This window comes from Ammoniphilus soli (assembly GCF_040813775.1).
Window position 1 is genome coordinate 17,429 of sequence record NZ_JBEGDL010000014.1, and the last position, 16,605, is coordinate 34,033.

A 16,605-nucleotide genomic window follows, 5' to 3' on the forward strand; every position below is an offset into this window, starting at 1 on the left:
ACAATATGGTAACTTATTAATGTCTGAAAAAATGCCCAAAATATCAAGTATTTCCATATTGCTTTGTCCATATACATATAAATGTCGCATAAGTTTATAGGAGGTTAGAATGCAAAGGATTCATAAAGCGAAAAGCTGGATCCATGAGAAGTGGAACCAAGGGCTCGCTTTAGCCAAAAAAAATAAAGCAAAAACAGCAAGCGGGTTAGTAGCTGTATCCCTGTTTGTGACAGGAACTGGTTTAGCTAACCATTATTATAATGCAAACTCCCAAACGTTATACCATGTCTATGTGGACGGGGAAGAGATAGGGACAGTGGATCATCCAGATCTGATTCAGCAGTACATTGATAAGCAAATCTTGCGACAAGAAGCGGTTCATGGCCCGCTAGACATTGAAGTAGAGAATAAGATTGAATTTGAAGAAGAAACCCAATTAAATGCAAGTACAGAGAATGAACAGACATTAAAAGCTCTAGAAGATAAAATCGAGCTAAAGGTAACTGCCCAAGCCTTATCTGTTGATGGTGAAGCTGTTGGATATACCGCCAACAAGGAAATCATGAATCAGGTACTAGATGAAATAAAGGAGAAGTATGGACCGTTACCTGTAGCTCAAGATCAATCCCAGACTGAAAAAGCAGCGGATGAAACGGAGAGCGTGCAAGTTAAATTTAAAGAAGACTTTACGATTCAGGAAAGTAAGGTCAACCCGGAAGAGCTTCTAACCAAAGAGGAATTCAAGACCTTGTTGGTAAAGGGATCGATTGAACAAATGATCCATACGGTACAAGAGGGTGATTGCATCGGCTGTATTGCAGCCCAATATGATATCACTTCTGAAGATATTTATCGCAATAACCCTGGTATTACGGAAGATACCCTTTTGCAGCTGGGGCAAGAAGTGATTGTTACGGCGGCAAAACCGAAGCTGACGGTGCAGAGGATTGTGAAAAAGGAAGTCGAGGAAGTTATAGATTACACAATGGAAGTGCAACCGACTGAATCTATGTTCCGCGGCGATCAAAAAGTGGTTCAAGAAGGAAAAGAAGGCCGTAAGCGGGTTACTTACCAGTTTATAAGTGAAAATGGCATCCAAACTGAGAAAAAGATTATTGAAGAAAAGATCTTAGCAGAGCCTGTTACGATGATCATTCAAAAAGGAACTAAGGTAAAACCGGATCGTGGCGATGGAAGCTTTGCTTGGCCAACCCATGGGGGAAGTATTACGAGCGGATATGGACCAAGATGGGGAACTGTGCATAAAGGATTAGATATCGCAGGTGTAAGCAACCGAAACATAAAGGCATCAGACAATGGAAAAGTGATACAAGCCGGCTGGAATGGCAATTACGGCAAGTCCGTTATCATTGATCATGGCAATGGATACAAGACGTTATATGGGCATCTTAGCTCAGTCGATGTATCGGTTGGAGAGGTCGTTCAAAAAGGAGATAAAATTGGGGTCATGGGTTCAACAGGAGAATCCACAGGTACCCATCTTCACTTTGAGATTATAAAGAATGGTTCAAATACAAACCCGATGAAATTCTTCCGAGGATAAAAAAACGGTAGCAGGAACACTGCTGCCGTTTTTTTCTGCCAAAAATTCGTTGTATACATGGTATCATAGAAGGAAGGACAATAGTGGAGGTATAGGTGTAGTGGCAAAATTCATTTTAGTGGTGGATGATGAACGACCGATTGCCGATATATTAAAATTTAATTTGGAAAAGGAAGGATACCAAGTCAGCTGTGCCTATGATGGGGAAGAAGCCATTCGTTTGGCAAGGGAACAGAATCCGGATCTCATACTTCTAGATATTATGCTTCCTAAAAAGGATGGAATGGAAGTTTGCAAGATGATAAGAAAAGAACAAAATATGCCCATCATTATGTTAACGGCCAAAGACTCAGAGATTGATAAGGTTCTTGGACTTGAGCTGGGAGCAGATGATTATGTTACGAAGCCTTTCGGAACTCGTGAATTACTGGCTAGGGTAAAGGCCCATCTGAGGAGGGCTGATGGGATTTCAAAGAAGGAAAAGGGCACTGACCACATCCTTCAGCTAGGTTCATTAGAAATTGATTCCGTATCTTATACGGTGAAAAAGGCGGGACAGCCTGTTGAATTAACGCAGAGGGAATTTACTCTGCTGCACTATCTTGCTGTTCATTGCGAGCAGGTTCTAACCCGTGATCATTTGCTTCAATCCGTATGGGGGTATGATTATTATGGCGACGCTCGTACAGTAGATGTAACGATAAGGCGGTTAAGAGAGAAAATTGAGGATGATCCAAGTAATCCCAACTATATATTAACTCGCAGAGGATTGGGATATGTTTTTAAACATGAGGCTTAGCAGCGATGAGGTTTAAATTTTTCAAATCGGTCCAATGGAAAGTTGTCGTGATCTATCTTTTGTTGATCTTGGTTGCGATGCAGGTTATCGGAGCTTACTTTATCCGAGAAGTGGAGAATTACTATATTAATAACTTTACAGAAACCCTGAATACCCAATCCAATCTATTGGCAGTCAACCTTCAGCGCTATTTGGATATTGAAATGGAAAACCAGCAAGATGACCTGGAAGAAAGCCGGACGAGCGATATTAATTACCTAGTGAACAACTTGCTTGCCTTGCGTGACACTGATGTGCAAGTCATCGATCGGAATGGGGTTGTATTGACCACAACAGAAGAGGACAAGGTGATTATTGGACAAAAAAATACAAGGGAAGAAGTGAACCTTGCTCTTCTGGGTACCCGTTATGAGGCTACTCAAATTCAACCGCAAACTGGACAGCTTGTTCGGGTTTTAGCAATTCCGATCAAAAGTGGGATTCGAACCATTGGAGCCTTGTACATGGTAGCTTCCATGGAAGAGATGTATGAAACGATGCGACGGATCAACGGCATTTTATTAACCGCCACGGTCATATCTCTTATCATGACAGGCAGCTTAGGTATTTTGCTTGCTAGAACCATTACCACACCTGTTAAAGAAATTACCCGTCAGGCATCAGCTATGGCGGAGGGGGATTTTAACCGTCGAGTAAAGGTGTATAGCAAGGATGAAATCGGCCAATTGGCAGAAGCCTTTAATTATTTGACTAAGCGTTTACGCGAAGCGTTGGCGCAAAATGAAGAAGAAAAACAAAAGCTATCTTCGATTCTTTCCAACATGAGTGATGGGGTCATTGCTACGGATAAAGAAGGACGCGTGATCCTCATTAATGCGAGAGCGCGGGAGATGCTGAGCGTTGAAGAAGAAGCGGTTTTAGGAACAACGATTTATGATGTGCTCCAATTGCCTCAAGACGAGGATAATATTCTTCTGTTGTTTAAGGGAATTGGATCTGTTCTGGTACTCCCGCCTGGAGATGAGGATCGGAGAATTCTAAAAGCAACCTTTCGACAGTTGAAAAAAGATGAACAAATGAGTAAAGGCATTATAGCCGTTCTGCAAGATGTAACAGAGCAGGAGATATTAGAAAAGCAGCGAAAGGAATTTGTCGCTAATGTCTCCCACGAGTTGAGAACTCCATTGACCACATTGAAAAGTTATCTCGAAGCTCTTGAAGATGGGGCTATCCATGATACCGAGGTTGCCCCGCGTTTTATTAACGTGACCTTAAACGAAACGGACCGTATGATACGCCTAGTGAATGATTTGCTGCATCTATCTCGTTTAGATTCCAGACAATCTGCGATGAGAAGGAGGAACATGGAAATTCCTGATCTCATTCTTCATGCACTGGAGAGGTTTTCGGTACAATTTCAACAAAAAGGCCTAGAAGTTAAACTAGAACTGGAAGAAAAACTGCCTACAGTTTATGCCGACCCTGATAGTCTAGCTCAGGTGATGGATAACTTGCTTTCCAATGCAGTGAAATACTCCTATCGTGAAACTTCCCTTTCAATTCGTGCTTTTGTCATCAAAGAGAAGAAGATGATGGCTATTGAAATAGGGGATGAAGGGGTTGGGATTCCGAAAAGGGATTTAACTCAGATATTTGAGCGGTTCTACCGTGTAGATAAAGCACGTTCACGAGAGATGGGAGGAACAGGACTCGGATTATCTATTGCCCAAGAAATTATCTTCGCTCATCAAGGAGACATCACGATTGAGAGTGAGATCAATCAAGGGACGAAAGTAACCTTTACCCTGCCATTAGCTGCCGCAACGGAAAAAGAACTGAAAGGAAGAGTGGAGGATCGGCATGTGGGTTGATAAAGGAAAAACTGTACTGCTTAATTTCCTAGTTGTAACCAGCTTGGTTTTGAGCTGGTTGTTAGTGAACAGCCAGCCCAAATACGAATATCTCCATCCTGCCGAATATGTGGAGCCTCTTCCCGTTGGAGAAAAGAAGGAGCTAAGGCAGCTAGTCCATCCTAAATCCATTATTCTTCATTACGGGGACGAAAGCTATACAGGGGTAACGAAGGATTCCACTCATTATCTGGTTATTGCAAATGAAATGGAAAAGCTATATTTCTATGATCTTGCTCCAATAGAGCTTTCGGACGAACAATGGAAGGAAATTGTTCAGCAAAAGAAAGCTATTGAAGTCAATTACGCAACAGAGATTCCGATGGACATGATGGAGGAGCTGTTTACCTTTCGAGGGAAAGTAGGCAACATGCTTTCTGCAGCAAAACGGATAATTATTTATGTAGATGATTCCGATAAAGAAGCTTATGCCCTTTTTATGGATCAAGCAGGGGAGCGCATGATCCAAGCTCGAACAACGATCACCCCACGGGATTTAGATGAAATTTATTTATCCTTGCAAAATCCGTTGGAGGAAACGACCGTCATTCCCACAGAGTTAGGAAATAGCCGATCCCTGATCTACTTGCCGAAAGCTGGAATGACGATGAAAGAATATCGATATTTTTATCAGCCGGTCCCTATTTCTCAAATGCTGCAAGTGCTCTTCGTGGATCCATCTGTAACGCGGCAAGTAACGGAAAGAAATGGAACTACCATTTATACCGATGGAAGTAAGGCAGTCCAGCTCCCGCCAGGTTATCCATCTATTCACTTCTACGATCCGATAGCAGAGTCGCTATCCTCATCTTTTAAGGATAGCCATTACCATAGCGTCGTTAATTTTGTAAATGACCATGGGGGTTGGAATGGGTTGTATATGCTCGAGGCATTGAAAAGACCTTCTAATCAAGCAGAAGAGACGTACCTATTTCGACAGTATGTTGGAGCTTACCCCGTTTATGCCGCACAATCGGAAACGTACGCCGGTGCTATTGAAGTGGTATCAAACCAATCTTATATCGTGGAGTTCCATCGATCCCTTTTAAATTTGGATACTTACTTTGACCATAAAGATGTGACCATTATGTCAGGCGAGGAACTGTTAACTCGGTTAGGTGAATTAGGTCTATCCCTAAATCAGGTGAAAGACATGTATCTAGGATACGAAGCGAGAGTGAATGATCATCATTTACTGCTAACCCCGAAATGGATTGTTGAATCGGAAGGGAAAGATCCTTTATTCCTTGATGCAAGATCGGCCAAAAAGGAGGGAGCAGATGGACTGGAGAAGAGCCAAAACGTTACTGATCCTAGCGTTCCTGCTTCTGGATAGTTTTTTGCTCTATCAGTTGTGGACAAGCCGTGGCCATGATGTAGAGATCGGGCAGCAAAGCATGGGGAATTCCTCCAGCCTTCAGGATATATTAAAGGTGAGGAATATCAAGCTAGCGATTGAACCACCCACAGAAATGCCAGAAATGCATTACTTGAATGTTCGCTATGATAACTTTCAGAGTCGATTGCTCAGTCAGCTTCCTAATCAAAATACGAGATGGGAAGGGCATTTCTTAGAGTCCCGATTTATTCGCTCTTTACCATCGCCTCGAACCATGGTAAGAGGGGAAGTAAGTAAAATCTTTTCGGAGTATATTGTTTACTTTGATCAATATAAAATAGATTCGAGCGTTCAACATCAAGAGAAAATGGTGTATCTTCAACAATGGGGGAATTACCCGTTTTTTGGTGCAACATTAGAGCTAAATCATAACGATCAAAAAGTGATAGGTTATCGTCAAGCGTATATACAAGTGGTCAACAAAGGATCAGGGAAAAAAGTTATCTCTTCCTTAACGGCGCTGCGCACCTTAATTGAAAATGGCATGATAGATTACGGTGAGACCATTCATGCTTTGGAACTAGGCTATTTTGGCCATACTTATGATGCAGACATTCAAGTCATTGCGCCAGTCTGGCGGATTGTCCATGGCATTAATCAAGTCCATTATGTCAATGCAATCACGGGAGTCATTGAGAAAGCACCATCTCTCCCAAAGAAAGAATAAAGGGCTGGAAACGGGGGGAATGTAATGAGATTTAGTGTTTTAGCAAGTGGGAGTACAGGTAATTCTGTACTAGTAGAAACAGATCAAACGAAAGTACTGATTGATGCAGGCCTAAGCGGTAAACAAGTGGAGGCACAGCTTAAAGAAGTGGGCGTGGATCCGAGAAGCTTAGATGCAATTTTAGTCACGCACGAGCATGCTGATCATATTAAGGGGGTCGGTGTCCTTGCCAGACGATATAAGCTTCCCGTCTATACCCATGAAAAAACGTGGGGGCAGCTGGATACGTTAATTGGGGAAGTTCCGGAGGAGCAAAAATTCTTATTCGATGAAGGAGAAGTCAAGCATTTTGCTGATCTGACGATTGAAAGCTTTGGGATTTCTCACGATGCTGCATTTCCTATGGGATTTTGCTTTTATGAAGGGGAAAAAAAGTTAACGTTGGCCACGGACACAGGGTATGTGAGCCAGCGGATGAAAGAAAAAATTACGGGTTCACAGGCGTACATTTTTGAGTCCAACCATGATGTAGAAATGCTGAGGATGGGGCATTATCCTTGGAATATTAAAAGAAGAATATTGAGTGATGTCGGGCATCTATCCAATGAAGACGCGGCGATGGCTCTCTCGGATATTTTACAAGGGACAGGAGAGAGGGTTTATCTCTCCCATCTTAGTCAAGATAATAACATGACCGAACTGGCTCGTCTGACGGTTAGAAATATACTAGAGGAAAACGGATTTGACATGGAGGAAGAAGTGAAGCTATTGGATACTTCCCCGACAAAACCGACGCCTATGGATGAGATTTAATTTAAGTCTCTAGCCGATGAAGAAGAATGGGGTGTCATCAGATCAAGGGTCAAGTCTACTTCAAGTTCTTGTGCTTTACGAAGAAGTTCTTGGCGGCTAAGGATCCCTTTTTCCACAAGTAGTTCGACGATTGCGGTAATCACTAATGTATTCTTATAATCTACTTCTTTTAAATCAGAAATCTGGGCAATGATTTTCACTTCATCATAGGGATTGAAATTCCTTCCCATAGGTGTCAGCCCCTTTCTACATGGTTATAATTATAGAGTAGCCTAGTTACTAGATTTATATACCTTGCATGAGAATGGAGTGGAGCTATGGAATCTTACGATATGGATGATTACTATAAGCGTCCTCGGAAAAAACGGTATGGGCGATTTTCCATGCTGTTCATGTCGCTTTTGTCTTCCATAATAGGCGGCGTTATCGTATTGTATATGCTGCCCTTTCTTTTAGAATCGGGCTTTGTTGATATAAAGCTTCCTAGTGTTTCAACAGATGTACCTGCTTCTTCTCTTTCTCCGCAGTCAAGCTCCCCTGTAATCCCACAAACGGTTCAGGTTAAAGTGGAGACAGACACGGTAAAAGCGGTGAGCCAAGTTGAAAAATCGGTCGTAGGAATTGTGAACATCCAGGAAATGAGGGATTTCTGGACCAGAAGTACGCAGGCGGTGGAAAGCGGAACAGGATCGGGTGTTATTTTTTCTAAAAAGGATGGTAAAGCACTAATCGTCACGAATTACCATGTCATTCGAGGAGCTGCTGATGTGGAGGTTTCTCTAGCCAGTGGAATTAGGGTAAAAGGACATGTGATAGGGGCTGATCCCCTAACGGATCTGGCTGTCCTAGAGATTCCGGGAGAGCAAGTAGTTTCGGTGGCTGAGTTTGGATCATCTGCACCGCTCCAAGTTGGGGAGCCCGCGATTGCCATTGGAAACCCCTTGGGTTTACATTTTTCACGTACGGTTACCCAAGGCATTATCAGCTCGTTGGAACGAAGCATGCCTGTCTATGTCAATGAGGATGGACAGCCTGACTGGCAGCTGGATGTCATTCAAACGGATGCAGCGATTAATCCTGGGAATAGCGGGGGGGCGCTCATCAATATGACCGGGAAGGTCATTGGAATAAACAGTTTAAAAATATCCCAGGCAGGCATAGAAGGTTTAGGCTTTGCTATTCCTATTGATGATGCCAAGCCGATCATTGATGATCTATTGCGGTACGGAAAAGTGAAACGTCCGTATCTGGGGATTGTACCAAGAGATCTAAGGGAGATTCCAAGTCATCATCTGCAAAATTCGCTTAAGCTGCCGAGTAAAGTGACAAACGGGGTTGTGGTCATGGAAGTGGTGAACGGGAAATCAGAGCTCCAGCCACAGGATGTGATTGTCGCTTTAGATGGTCAACCCATTACGGATTCAGCTGAAATGCGAAAGTATTTATTTTCGAAAAAGACGGATGGGGATAAGGTAAATGTGGGCTTGTACAGAAATGGGAAACTGATCTCAATTACTATAACGCTTTACTATGAATAACTATAGCAGAGCAGAGCAAGCCGTAGAAAAGCTGCTCTGCTTATTTAAGTTAAAATCGCCTAGAATGATAAGGAATCGTCTATACTAGGAAAAAGGGCAGGGAAAAGAAAAGGAGAAATGAACCATGTTTGTATGCTGCAAAGAGCATGTAGAAATCGCGATTGATGATTTTGTGGATGAATATGAAGATGCGCCAGATATTTATAAATTAAAGGAAACCTCATTTACAGCATGGAGCGTGCCGGCGCGTTGTGATTTTTGCGATAGAGAACCCATATTTCTTGTCGTGTAAGTGGGATATCCACATGTGGGAAAATGCAGAATTGCCCAATATATACACATAACCTGTGTATATGTGGATAATTTCTGTGGATAAACATCGATATCTGAGGATAAAAGGAGCCGAATATGCATATTTCAATCGTGTCTGTGGGTAAGTTGAAGGAAAAATATTTGAAGATGGGAATAGATGAATATGCAAAAAGGTTAACTCCTTATGCGAAGCTTCAACTTATTGAGGTGCCAGATGAAAAAGCTCCGGAAAATTTAAGTGAAGCGGAAATGGTACAAGTAAAAGAAAAAGAAGGAGAACGGATTCTCGCACACCTAAAGCCAGACACTCACGTCATTGCCATGGCCATCGAAGGGGAGATGTGGTCCTCGGAAAAACTAGCCAACCAGCTTGATCAACTTGCCATTTACGGTAAAAGCTCCATCGCCTTTATTATCGGAGGCTCTCTCGGCTTATCCCATGCCGTTATGCAGCGAGCCAATCAGCATATTTCCCTCTCTAAAATGACCTTTCCCCACCAATTGGTTCGGATGATTCTATTGGAACAGATTTATCGCGGGTTTAAGATTAATAGGGGAGAACCGTATCATAAGTAAGCACAAAGTCTTCTTTAAGAGAAACACCCGATCTGGGGTGTATCAATCATCGGGTGCTCCAATCTGCTTCATAAAAAAATGCTTACCGTGAGGTAAGCAACAGTAGCTCATATTTATTAGTGGTTGTTGTTGTTATCGTCATTGTTTTTACACCATTGATCGTGAGGGCACTTACCCCAATGAGTTTCGTGACGACGGCAGTTGTGTCTTCTACATCTACAACGCCCCCTACCGTGATCGTCACAATAACAGCACAAGTTCCATTTGCCATTTCCATTTCCATTACCATGGCCACGTGTTCTTGCTTTTTTCATAGTAACACCCCCCTTCAGTTTGGATAATTTAATATATTCGGGGGTGTTTTTTTTGATTGGACAAATTACCAAAGATTAATAACCATTTTAGTCAAATCAAAATAGAGGTGGATAGTATGGCTAAAACAATAGTAGAGAAGCTAAACTTACAAAAATATAAAAAAGTAGCGGTTTTGAATATACCAGAAGGTGTAGACTATTTTGCAGAGCTTGCGCATTATGAGACAGTTATAAACACCGATAGTTCATATGATCTCATTTTTGCTTTTGTTTTAGATATGGAATCTTTAAAAGGACTTATAGATAAGGTAATCGAAAAAAATTATCTAAATAAAAACGGCTATATTTATTTGGCTTATCCCAAAAAGGGGAATAAAGTTTATTCCACGTTTATTCATCGCGATGAGCTATTAAAGGGGATAGGTGCAGGTGAGGATGGTTATGTTGGAACAAGTAACATAAAATTTGCCCGAATGGTAGGATTAGATGATGTTTTTACGGTTGTCGGTCTTAAAGAAGATTCTCAGAATAGAAATCAAACATCCAATAAAGCAAGTCAATGTGTAGATGATTATATAGCGTTAATTCCAGATGTAGAAAAAGATTTGCAAGACACTCCAGAATTACTTGCCTTCTACCAATCACTCACTCCTGGATACCGCAAAGATTGGGCTCGTTATGTGTATAGTGCAAAACAGGAGGAGACAAGAGCAAAACGGCGCGAAGAAATGAAAATGATTCTTGGGGATGGTTACAAGAGTCGGGATCTATATCGTAGAGATAAATAAATGAAGTTAACCCGGTATTTTAGATGTTAAAAGTAAAATGAAAAGGTTTAAGGACTGTATACAGATATGTTTTCATGTACACAAAAAGTATACTTTTTGTGTACATGGACGTGTGCATGTATACAAAGCTGTACACATCCTTTATTCATAATATGTTTACGTTATTGTGTGCAAATATACGAACATGTACACAATTTTTATTTTTCAAATTAGATGCAAAAGTCTGATTGACGAAACTATAAATCTTAGATAACCTTTTACTAAAATTACCAAAGTGAAAGGAATGGTTTCGTTGACTAATACTCGACTAGCTGCTGTTGATGTAGGAAATGACTCCCTTAAAGCTATCTTTGGAAAAATGGAAGCTGAAATTAATATTCCTAATGTTATTGCTAGAGATGTAGCAGACCGTCCGGTGATTGGAATAGAGGAATTAGATAATCAAGATCCAATCGAAGGTATTCATGTTCGTTTACACTCTCCTACTTTAAAGTACAATAATATTATTTACCGTGTAGGGCAATTAGCAACAAAAAGCACCAATTCAACCGAATTAGACCCTGGCAGCTGTAAGTCTGAAGAAGATCAAACGATCGTCATGTTGCTTACCGCCCTAGCTTTGGATGCAGTTCGTGAAGAAAATAAACAGATTTTTAAGCGCACTAATAATGTGGTTGATGCTACCTATATTTTAGGAACAGGGCTGCCGCTTAGAGAAGTAAAAGAAGGTAAGGATGTGGCTTATCGCTCCAGCTTACTTAGCTCAGTTCATCATATTGAATTTTTAGTAACTCCTAAATATCAAGGCATAAAAGTAAATATTAAGTTTGAAGAGGTTAAAGTTTATCCAGAAGGATTTGCTGCATATATTAATCTTGTAATGGACAATAATTTAAACATCATTAATAAAGATCTAATAGATAAAAAGATTATTATTCAAGATATTGGCGGTCTTTCAACAGATATAGCTGTAATCAAAAATCGCAAGGTTGATGATGATAAAGCACAGGGATTCAATTTAGGAGTTTCGGAGTCTCTTGAAGCCATTCGAGAAGAGATCCGTTCAAAACATGGGGTCGAGTTAGATAGCCGTCGGGATGTTGTCGAAATTATTACGAAGAAAAATGATCGAAATCATATTATGGTAAAAGGGAGCCGGACAAGCGTTCATGACATTGTAGATCGAATTCTTTTAGAATTAGCGAAAAAGCAATATCGCCATCTACGAAATGTGTGGCAAAAAAACTCCCAAACAGAAATTGGTTACTTCGTCGGAGGAGGGGCCATCATCTTAAAAGATTACCTGAAGACACTAAATAACAACTTAGACGGTTATAATATTGATTTCTTTGAGGATGAAAAAGAAAGTATCTGGATGATGGCCAACGCCTATTATAAATTAATTGCTGATTTTTCCAGAAAAAATCAAAAAGAGACGCTAAGTGAAGAACAAAAAACAGCAAAATCCAAATAGGGTGATATCATGACGGAAAGAGGAATGAAGAGAGGACAGCCTATTACGTTTCGGATTCCTTCTGATACGCCTGACCACATTTTGAAGTATTTGCAACAGTTAAAGAACACGGAAAGAAGAAATTTCTCCAGTAAAATTGCGGAATTTGTGATGAGTGGAGTAAGCGGCTCCATATCAAAACATCGTGAAACCATTACCATTCCCCTTCCGAAAGGGCTAAGCAAAGCACAACGGGATTGGTTAAAACATGAACATTCTGAGGCCCTGTTAGGGAGTATTGTCTATCAGCTACTCACTAATCCTGTCCGTACATCTTCGCTTTTTGCATCTCTAAACAGCAGTGCGTTGGAAATAGAGGAAGCCCTTTATCTACAGGGAGAAACAGCTTTTAGTAAAGAATTAAAAACCGATAGGGAGTTGATTGATGATTCATCAACTATAAGTGAGGAAAGTGAACCTCTAGAACAATACACAATAAATCGCATTGAGGATGATGATTTAGATGATTTTAACTGGGAAACAGCAAAGAAAGTTCAAACGTCGCCTCTAGAAGAGGAGAAGGCAGAAGACCTGGAAGATCTCCTTGGTGATTTCCTTGCTCAAATGAATAAATAAAATTTGTCGATTATTTAACATTTAATTTTTCCGAAGCTGTTTATTAATTAAAAATAAGCATGGGGTAGTTTAAGCCCCATGCTTTTAACTGATATTACAAACTTGAATTAGGATGACTTTTGAAATTAATATATTGCGGTATGGTTGAATCTTACTATAATAAATGAGACTATTAATATGAAATGAAAAGAGTAACTAAAAAACGTGTGGAGGTATTTCAATTTGTCTAATTTGCCAAATTGCCCAAAATGTAATTCTGAATATACTTATGAGGATGGGAGTTTTTTGGTTTGCCCAGAATGTGCTCATGAATGGACTTTAGAATTAGAAAAAGAAATCAAAGAAGATCAAAAAATTATCAAAGATGCCAATGGTCATGTTTTAAACGATGGTGATACTGTGACAATAATCAAAGATCTTAAAGTGAAAGGAAGCTCCTCGGTTCTAAAAGTAGGTACCAAAGTTAAAAATATACGTTTAGTTGATGGGGATCATGATATTGATTGCAAAATTGATGGTTTTGGAGCTATGAAATTAAAATCCGAATTTGTTAAAAAGGTATAAGTACACTTGAATATTGTCCAGTAAGACTTTTTATTTCATTTTAGTAAATCCTTCAGAGCCGAAGAGAGTGTAGGGTGCTTGTACGAATATCCGTTACTGAGCATTTTCTCGGGGAGTACTGGATGTCCCTGTAAAACGATTTCCGACATTTCTCCTAACAGTAGTCTTAACATGAACGAAGGGACGGGGATCCAATGCGGTTTTTGCATGACATGCCCAAGCACCTGACCAAACCTATCCATACGTTCGGGGGCAGGGGAGGTTACATTGACTGGTCCGCTGATAGTATCCTGTTCGATACAGAAATGCAAAATTCGGCATACATCTTCGATATGCACCCATGACAACCATTGATTCCCTGTACCGACTTTTCCTCCTACAAAAAATGTGTAAGGGAGAATCATTCGAGGCAGGGCACCTCCATCTCGCCCTAATACCACTCCCAAGCGGGCAAGGACAACCCGGGTATCATCTTTTGCTTGGTTGGCTGTTTCTTCCCATTGTTGTGTGACATCGGCTAAAAATCCTTTTCCCTTTTTATCTTGTTCGGTGAAGCTTACCTCATCTGAATAGCCATAGAACCCGATCGCTGAAGCGTTAATAAGACTTAATGGTTTCCTGTTCACTTCTATAATTGCTTTTACTATGTACTGCGTTAAATTTACCCTGGACTGAAGTATTTCCCTTTTTCGCTCGGCTGTCCATCTGCCTGAATTAATCGATTGACCTGCTAAGTTTATGACGGAGTACTCATTATTCATATTTTCGAAGAGGGATAAAATTTGCTCAGGGGTATACATTACATTTTTCCCAAAACGAACCTGTTGCTCTTTTCTTGACGCAATCCAAACCTGGTGTCCTTTATTTTCTAGATATTTAGCCAAGTGTTGCCCAACAAAACCGGACCCGCCAAAGATAATGATGTCCATTTAGTGCCCCCTTATGGTTGAATGGGTATGCTTGATGTAAATTTGTAGGTATGTATATATTATCAGTTACTGTATAGCTAATAAAGGCCATTGAATTCTAGGTGTTTGAAAGAGCAAAGATCGAGGAGGATAAAGGTAATGCTGAGTATGTGCTGCGATAAATAGATCCAATCTGAGATTCTAGTTCTTCTACCAAGCTTTGGCCGCTATTTGCTAAGTCTTGCTTTCCTCTTGAAATATCTGCACTATATTGGATCGCTTGGCTCATCTCATGAACATTGGAGTTAACTTGTAGGATCAATGCGCTTGTTTCCTCTGTAAGAGCAGCTAATTCTTCACTCTAACGCTAATTTTTCCTTTGAGTTCTTCCTTTACTTTGTCATATTGGAGTCCTGCTTACTAGGACTAACGTGCATTATGTCCATCTATACATTAAAAATAAAAGCATCACTTAGTGTTTCTTAGTAATACTAAGTGATACTTTTATTTTGTTAATGAAATTAACGAACTAAAGTTGGCTTCTCTGCATTTCTTTTTGATGAAGACTATCTATAAATAATGATTGCGAAAATCATGGGAATGTGCATGGACAAACCGATGGTCAAAGTTGGAATGGGCCAATGGGGAGCAAAGATCGTAGCTAATTCTCCAATAAATCCTGCAATAAGAAACGAGATGGCTGATGAGTATTTGGCTATCATACATTTGACCGACGCCAGGCATGAGTATCGAAAAGAAAGCTGAGTTTGCCCTCATCATGGACCACCTAATAATGGAATTATCGTTACAATAGTTACTATTATTTTGCGAAAAAGGTGGGTAGTATTGGGTTTTTTCTTCGACGTTTTACGACAATAGTAGTTTACAGGTTTATGTACTCAAGAGATGAGATTTAAGTGTTGAATTCGGAGATCTTGTAGGGAACTACAAACAGCTTAGGATTTTAGCCACATATATGCCAAAAGAATGAAAAGAAGAATTTTAGCAGGAAAAACAGCTGTCCTAGTAGAATAAGTAGTTGAAGTAATATCCCACATTACTAGATGACACTCGGTATTACCGGTGTTATTTTCATGTTAACCTCAAATGATTATGGGCTAAAGAACAAAAGGAGGAATTTGATATGCAATTTCACTTTTTAGTAGGAAATGATAATGGTAATAGTGAGCATGATATTTTCATTGATGGAAGGCTCATTCAACAACCTAACGTCAACTGTGCTGTAGACGGACTTCCATGGAGTGAAGAACAATCACCGGAAAGTATCGTGAAGAACCTTCAGGATCAGCTTATTGTGACCATTGATTCTCCCTCTGCGCGACCTGGCATGTACTACATAGGAAAGTATGCGCTAGAAAGCGGTGAGCTGCTGGATACCCTGCAAGTCGGTATTGATTTTAAGCATGATGTGGACTTGCCTATTATTAACACGCTAGCTCATATTGCAGCCGTTGCCGTACAAAAGGCTTTTGAAGAAGAAAAGGGAATTCCAGAAAGTATAGAAGTACAAGTAGATATGGCTACAGCCCTGCCGATCACACAACACACCGATGAATCATCTTCTAAATTCGAAAAAAGATTTATGGCGGCCCCTCATTATGTGACTGTCCATCTTGGAAAACAGCGTGTAACCGTTAAAGTAATATTTGAGTTTACAAAGGTAGTTCCTGAAGCGACTCCAGTAACCTTTGCTCTTCAAAAAGATGAAGAAGGGAATTGGAGAGAAGGAGATATTTTTAGAGAGTTTATCGAAATGAATGATCTACCGGATAATTTTAATGGCAGTTATTTCAAAGATAAAAGAATCCTGCATACCGATATTGGAGATGGCTCAACGGAGTACCCAATTACGGAAGGGAATAAGCTGCTTCGTCCCTTTGTCCATGGAAGCAATCATGGAGCTGGATACGCGATTGAAGAAGCATTGGATGAATTTAATCGATTGATTCATCTTCCGGATAGTCCGAGACAATTTTATAGCGACGTGATTAAAAATCCAAGCCATAAGTATCACTCCAAGGCCATTAAAACGCTTAGAAGACCGCTTGAGGGACAGTCTAAACAAATTTTAAATAACATTAGAAAACAATTAACGAAGGCAAGAAACGAAATTGATGTGATTTGTGTTTATGGCGGAGGGAGTATTTTGATGCGATCCATTCTCTTCCCAATGCTAAAAGAGTTATGCGATGAACGTGAAATAAAACTTTTGTACATTCCTGCTCAATATGCGGTAACCATGAATGCTAAAGGATTAGATGCCTTTGTTCGTGGAAAAATCTATGAAGCTTTAAAAGAAAGAGCAAAACAAGCCATATAGAAAATTCTACGTTCCTTGTAAGT

At 40.3% G+C, this 16,605-nt stretch carries 19 protein-coding genes; 15 read left to right on the forward strand and 4 right to left on the reverse strand.

Going from position 1 to position 16,605, the window contains the following annotated elements; genetic code table 11:
* Positions 1 to 109: 109 nt before the first annotated feature.
* The 6 genes from ABLT31_RS23200 to ABLT31_RS23225 all read left to right on the forward strand — a co-directional run bounded on the left by ABLT31_RS23200 (position 110) and on the right by ABLT31_RS23225 (position 7,152).
* Positions 110 to 1,564, forward strand: coding sequence for a peptidoglycan DD-metalloendopeptidase family protein (locus ABLT31_RS23200; protein ID WP_367756197.1), 1,455 nt, complete (start codon positions 110 to 112; stop codon positions 1,562 to 1,564).
* A 100-nt stretch (positions 1,565 to 1,664) separates the two neighbouring features.
* Positions 1,665 to 2,363 carry a response regulator YycF gene (gene yycF / locus ABLT31_RS23205; protein WP_367756199.1) on the forward strand — a complete coding sequence of 233 codons (699 nt, stop codon included), beginning with the start codon at positions 1,665 to 1,667 and terminating at the stop codon, positions 2,361 to 2,363.
* A gap of 5 nt (positions 2,364 to 2,368) precedes the next feature.
* Positions 2,369 to 4,234, forward strand: coding sequence for a cell wall metabolism sensor histidine kinase WalK (gene walK / locus ABLT31_RS23210; RefSeq protein WP_367756201.1), 1,866 nt, complete (start codon positions 2,369 to 2,371; stop codon positions 4,232 to 4,234).
* On the forward strand, positions 4,224 to 5,609 hold the full coding sequence (locus tag ABLT31_RS23215; protein WP_367756203.1) for a YycH family regulatory protein: 1,386 nt from the start codon (positions 4,224 to 4,226) through the stop codon (positions 5,607 to 5,609). The genes walK and ABLT31_RS23215 overlap by 11 nt, the downstream gene beginning before the upstream one ends.
* On the forward strand, positions 5,554 to 6,339 hold the full coding sequence (yycI, locus tag ABLT31_RS23220; protein ID WP_367756205.1) for a two-component system regulatory protein YycI: 786 nt from the start codon (positions 5,554 to 5,556) through the stop codon (positions 6,337 to 6,339). The genes ABLT31_RS23215 and yycI overlap by 56 nt, the downstream gene beginning before the upstream one ends.
* A 24-nt stretch (positions 6,340 to 6,363) precedes the next feature.
* A complete protein-coding gene (locus ABLT31_RS23225) occupies positions 6,364 to 7,152 on the forward strand; it encodes an MBL fold metallo-hydrolase (protein WP_367756207.1) in 789 nt (262 codons plus the stop codon).
* Here ABLT31_RS23225 and ABLT31_RS23230 read toward each other — a convergent pair.
* A complete protein-coding gene (locus ABLT31_RS23230) occupies positions 7,149 to 7,382 on the reverse strand; it encodes a hypothetical protein (RefSeq protein WP_367756209.1) in 234 nt (77 codons plus the stop codon). The genes ABLT31_RS23225 and ABLT31_RS23230 overlap by 4 nt on opposite strands.
* 87 nt (positions 7,383 to 7,469) lie before the next feature.
* Between ABLT31_RS23230 and ABLT31_RS23235 the strand changes: the two genes are divergently transcribed.
* The 3 genes from ABLT31_RS23235 to rlmH all read left to right on the forward strand — a co-directional run bounded on the left by ABLT31_RS23235 (position 7,470) and on the right by rlmH (position 9,578).
* Positions 7,470 to 8,690 carry a S1C family serine protease gene (locus ABLT31_RS23235; RefSeq protein ID WP_367756211.1) on the forward strand — a complete coding sequence of 407 codons (1,221 nt, stop codon included), beginning with the start codon at positions 7,470 to 7,472 and terminating at the stop codon, positions 8,688 to 8,690.
* Between the two features lie 124 nt (positions 8,691 to 8,814).
* Entirely contained in the window at positions 8,815 to 8,982 is a 168-nt protein-coding gene (locus ABLT31_RS23240; protein WP_367756214.1) for a CxxH/CxxC protein, read from the forward strand.
* Between the two features lie 116 nt (positions 8,983 to 9,098).
* Entirely contained in the window at positions 9,099 to 9,578 is a 480-nt protein-coding gene (gene rlmH, locus ABLT31_RS23245) for a 23S rRNA (pseudouridine(1915)-N(3))-methyltransferase RlmH (RefSeq protein ID WP_367756216.1), read from the forward strand.
* Positions 9,579 to 9,660: 82 nt separating this feature from the next.
* Here rlmH and ABLT31_RS23250 read toward each other — a convergent pair whose 3' ends face one another.
* Positions 9,661 to 9,873 carry a hypothetical protein gene (locus ABLT31_RS23250; protein WP_367756218.1) on the reverse strand — a complete coding sequence of 71 codons (213 nt, stop codon included), beginning with the start codon at positions 9,871 to 9,873 and terminating at the stop codon, positions 9,661 to 9,663.
* Positions 9,874 to 10,008: 135 nt separating this feature from the next.
* Here ABLT31_RS23250 and ABLT31_RS23255 point away from each other — a divergent pair, with 135 nt between their 5' ends.
* The 4 genes from ABLT31_RS23255 to ABLT31_RS23270 all read left to right on the forward strand — a co-directional run bounded on the left by ABLT31_RS23255 (position 10,009) and on the right by ABLT31_RS23270 (position 13,333).
* A complete protein-coding gene (locus tag ABLT31_RS23255) occupies positions 10,009 to 10,680 on the forward strand; it encodes a YdeI/OmpD-associated family protein (RefSeq protein ID WP_367756220.1) in 672 nt (223 codons plus the stop codon).
* Between the two features lie 292 nt (positions 10,681 to 10,972).
* Positions 10,973 to 12,154: an Alp7A family actin-like protein gene (locus ABLT31_RS23260; protein WP_367756222.1), complete on the forward strand. Its 1,182-nt coding sequence runs from the start codon at positions 10,973 to 10,975 to the stop codon at positions 12,152 to 12,154.
* A gap of 9 nt (positions 12,155 to 12,163) precedes the next feature.
* Entirely contained in the window at positions 12,164 to 12,769 is a 606-nt protein-coding gene (locus tag ABLT31_RS23265) for a hypothetical protein (RefSeq protein ID WP_367756224.1), read from the forward strand.
* 222 nt (positions 12,770 to 12,991) lie between these two features.
* A complete protein-coding gene (locus ABLT31_RS23270; protein WP_367756226.1) occupies positions 12,992 to 13,333 on the forward strand; it encodes a zinc ribbon domain-containing protein YjdM in 342 nt (113 codons plus the stop codon).
* A gap of 35 nt (positions 13,334 to 13,368) precedes the next feature.
* On the opposite strand, the gene ABLT31_RS23275 is transcribed toward ABLT31_RS23270, so the two are convergent.
* Both ABLT31_RS23275 and ABLT31_RS23280 read right to left on the reverse strand, forming a co-directional pair.
* The gene (locus ABLT31_RS23275) at positions 13,369 to 14,262 is read right to left on the reverse strand and encodes a TIGR01777 family oxidoreductase (RefSeq protein WP_367756228.1); all 894 of its coding nucleotides are present in this window, start codon (positions 14,260 to 14,262) and stop codon (positions 13,369 to 13,371) included.
* Between the two features lie 97 nt (positions 14,263 to 14,359).
* The gene (locus ABLT31_RS23280; protein WP_367756230.1) at positions 14,360 to 14,563 is read right to left on the reverse strand and encodes a hypothetical protein; all 204 of its coding nucleotides are present in this window, start codon (positions 14,561 to 14,563) and stop codon (positions 14,360 to 14,362) included.
* A 257-nt stretch (positions 14,564 to 14,820) separates the two neighbouring features.
* Between ABLT31_RS23280 and ABLT31_RS23285 the strand changes: the two genes are divergently transcribed.
* Positions 14,821 to 15,006, forward strand: coding sequence for a hypothetical protein (locus ABLT31_RS23285; RefSeq protein WP_367756232.1), 186 nt, complete (start codon positions 14,821 to 14,823; stop codon positions 15,004 to 15,006).
* Positions 15,007 to 15,385: 379 nt separating this feature from the next.
* On the forward strand, positions 15,386 to 16,582 hold the full coding sequence (locus tag ABLT31_RS23290) for a hypothetical protein (protein ID WP_367756234.1): 1,197 nt from the start codon (positions 15,386 to 15,388) through the stop codon (positions 16,580 to 16,582).
* Positions 16,583 to 16,605 lie beyond the last annotated feature (23 nt).

Coding starts and splice junctions, on each gene's coding strand:
- ABLT31_RS23200 (WP_367756197.1), top strand. CDS start 110: ATGCAAAGGATTCATAAAGCGAAAAGCTGGATCCATGAGAAGTGGAAC.
- walK (WP_367756201.1), top strand. CDS start 2,369: ATGAGGTTTAAATTTTTCAAATCGGTCCAATGGAAAGTTGTCGTGATC.
- ABLT31_RS23215 (WP_367756203.1), top strand. CDS start 4,224: ATGTGGGTTGATAAAGGAAAAACTGTACTGCTTAATTTCCTAGTTGTA.
- yycI (WP_367756205.1), top strand. CDS start 5,554: ATGGACTGGAGAAGAGCCAAAACGTTACTGATCCTAGCGTTCCTGCTT.
- ABLT31_RS23225 (WP_367756207.1), top strand. CDS start 6,364: ATGAGATTTAGTGTTTTAGCAAGTGGGAGTACAGGTAATTCTGTACTA.
- ABLT31_RS23230 (WP_367756209.1), bottom strand. CDS start 7,382: ATGGGAAGGAATTTCAATCCCTATGATGAAGTGAAAATCATTGCCCAG.
- ABLT31_RS23235 (WP_367756211.1), top strand. CDS start 7,470: ATGGAATCTTACGATATGGATGATTACTATAAGCGTCCTCGGAAAAAA.
- ABLT31_RS23240 (WP_367756214.1), top strand. CDS start 8,815: ATGTTTGTATGCTGCAAAGAGCATGTAGAAATCGCGATTGATGATTTT.
- rlmH (WP_367756216.1), top strand. CDS start 9,099: ATGCATATTTCAATCGTGTCTGTGGGTAAGTTGAAGGAAAAATATTTG.
- ABLT31_RS23255 (WP_367756220.1), top strand. CDS start 10,009: ATGGCTAAAACAATAGTAGAGAAGCTAAACTTACAAAAATATAAAAAA.
- ABLT31_RS23265 (WP_367756224.1), top strand. CDS start 12,164: ATGACGGAAAGAGGAATGAAGAGAGGACAGCCTATTACGTTTCGGATT.
- ABLT31_RS23275 (WP_367756228.1), bottom strand. CDS start 14,262: ATGGACATCATTATCTTTGGCGGGTCCGGTTTTGTTGGGCAACACTTG.
- ABLT31_RS23285 (WP_367756232.1), top strand. CDS start 14,821: ATGATTGCGAAAATCATGGGAATGTGCATGGACAAACCGATGGTCAAA.
- ABLT31_RS23290 (WP_367756234.1), top strand. CDS start 15,386: ATGCAATTTCACTTTTTAGTAGGAAATGATAATGGTAATAGTGAGCAT.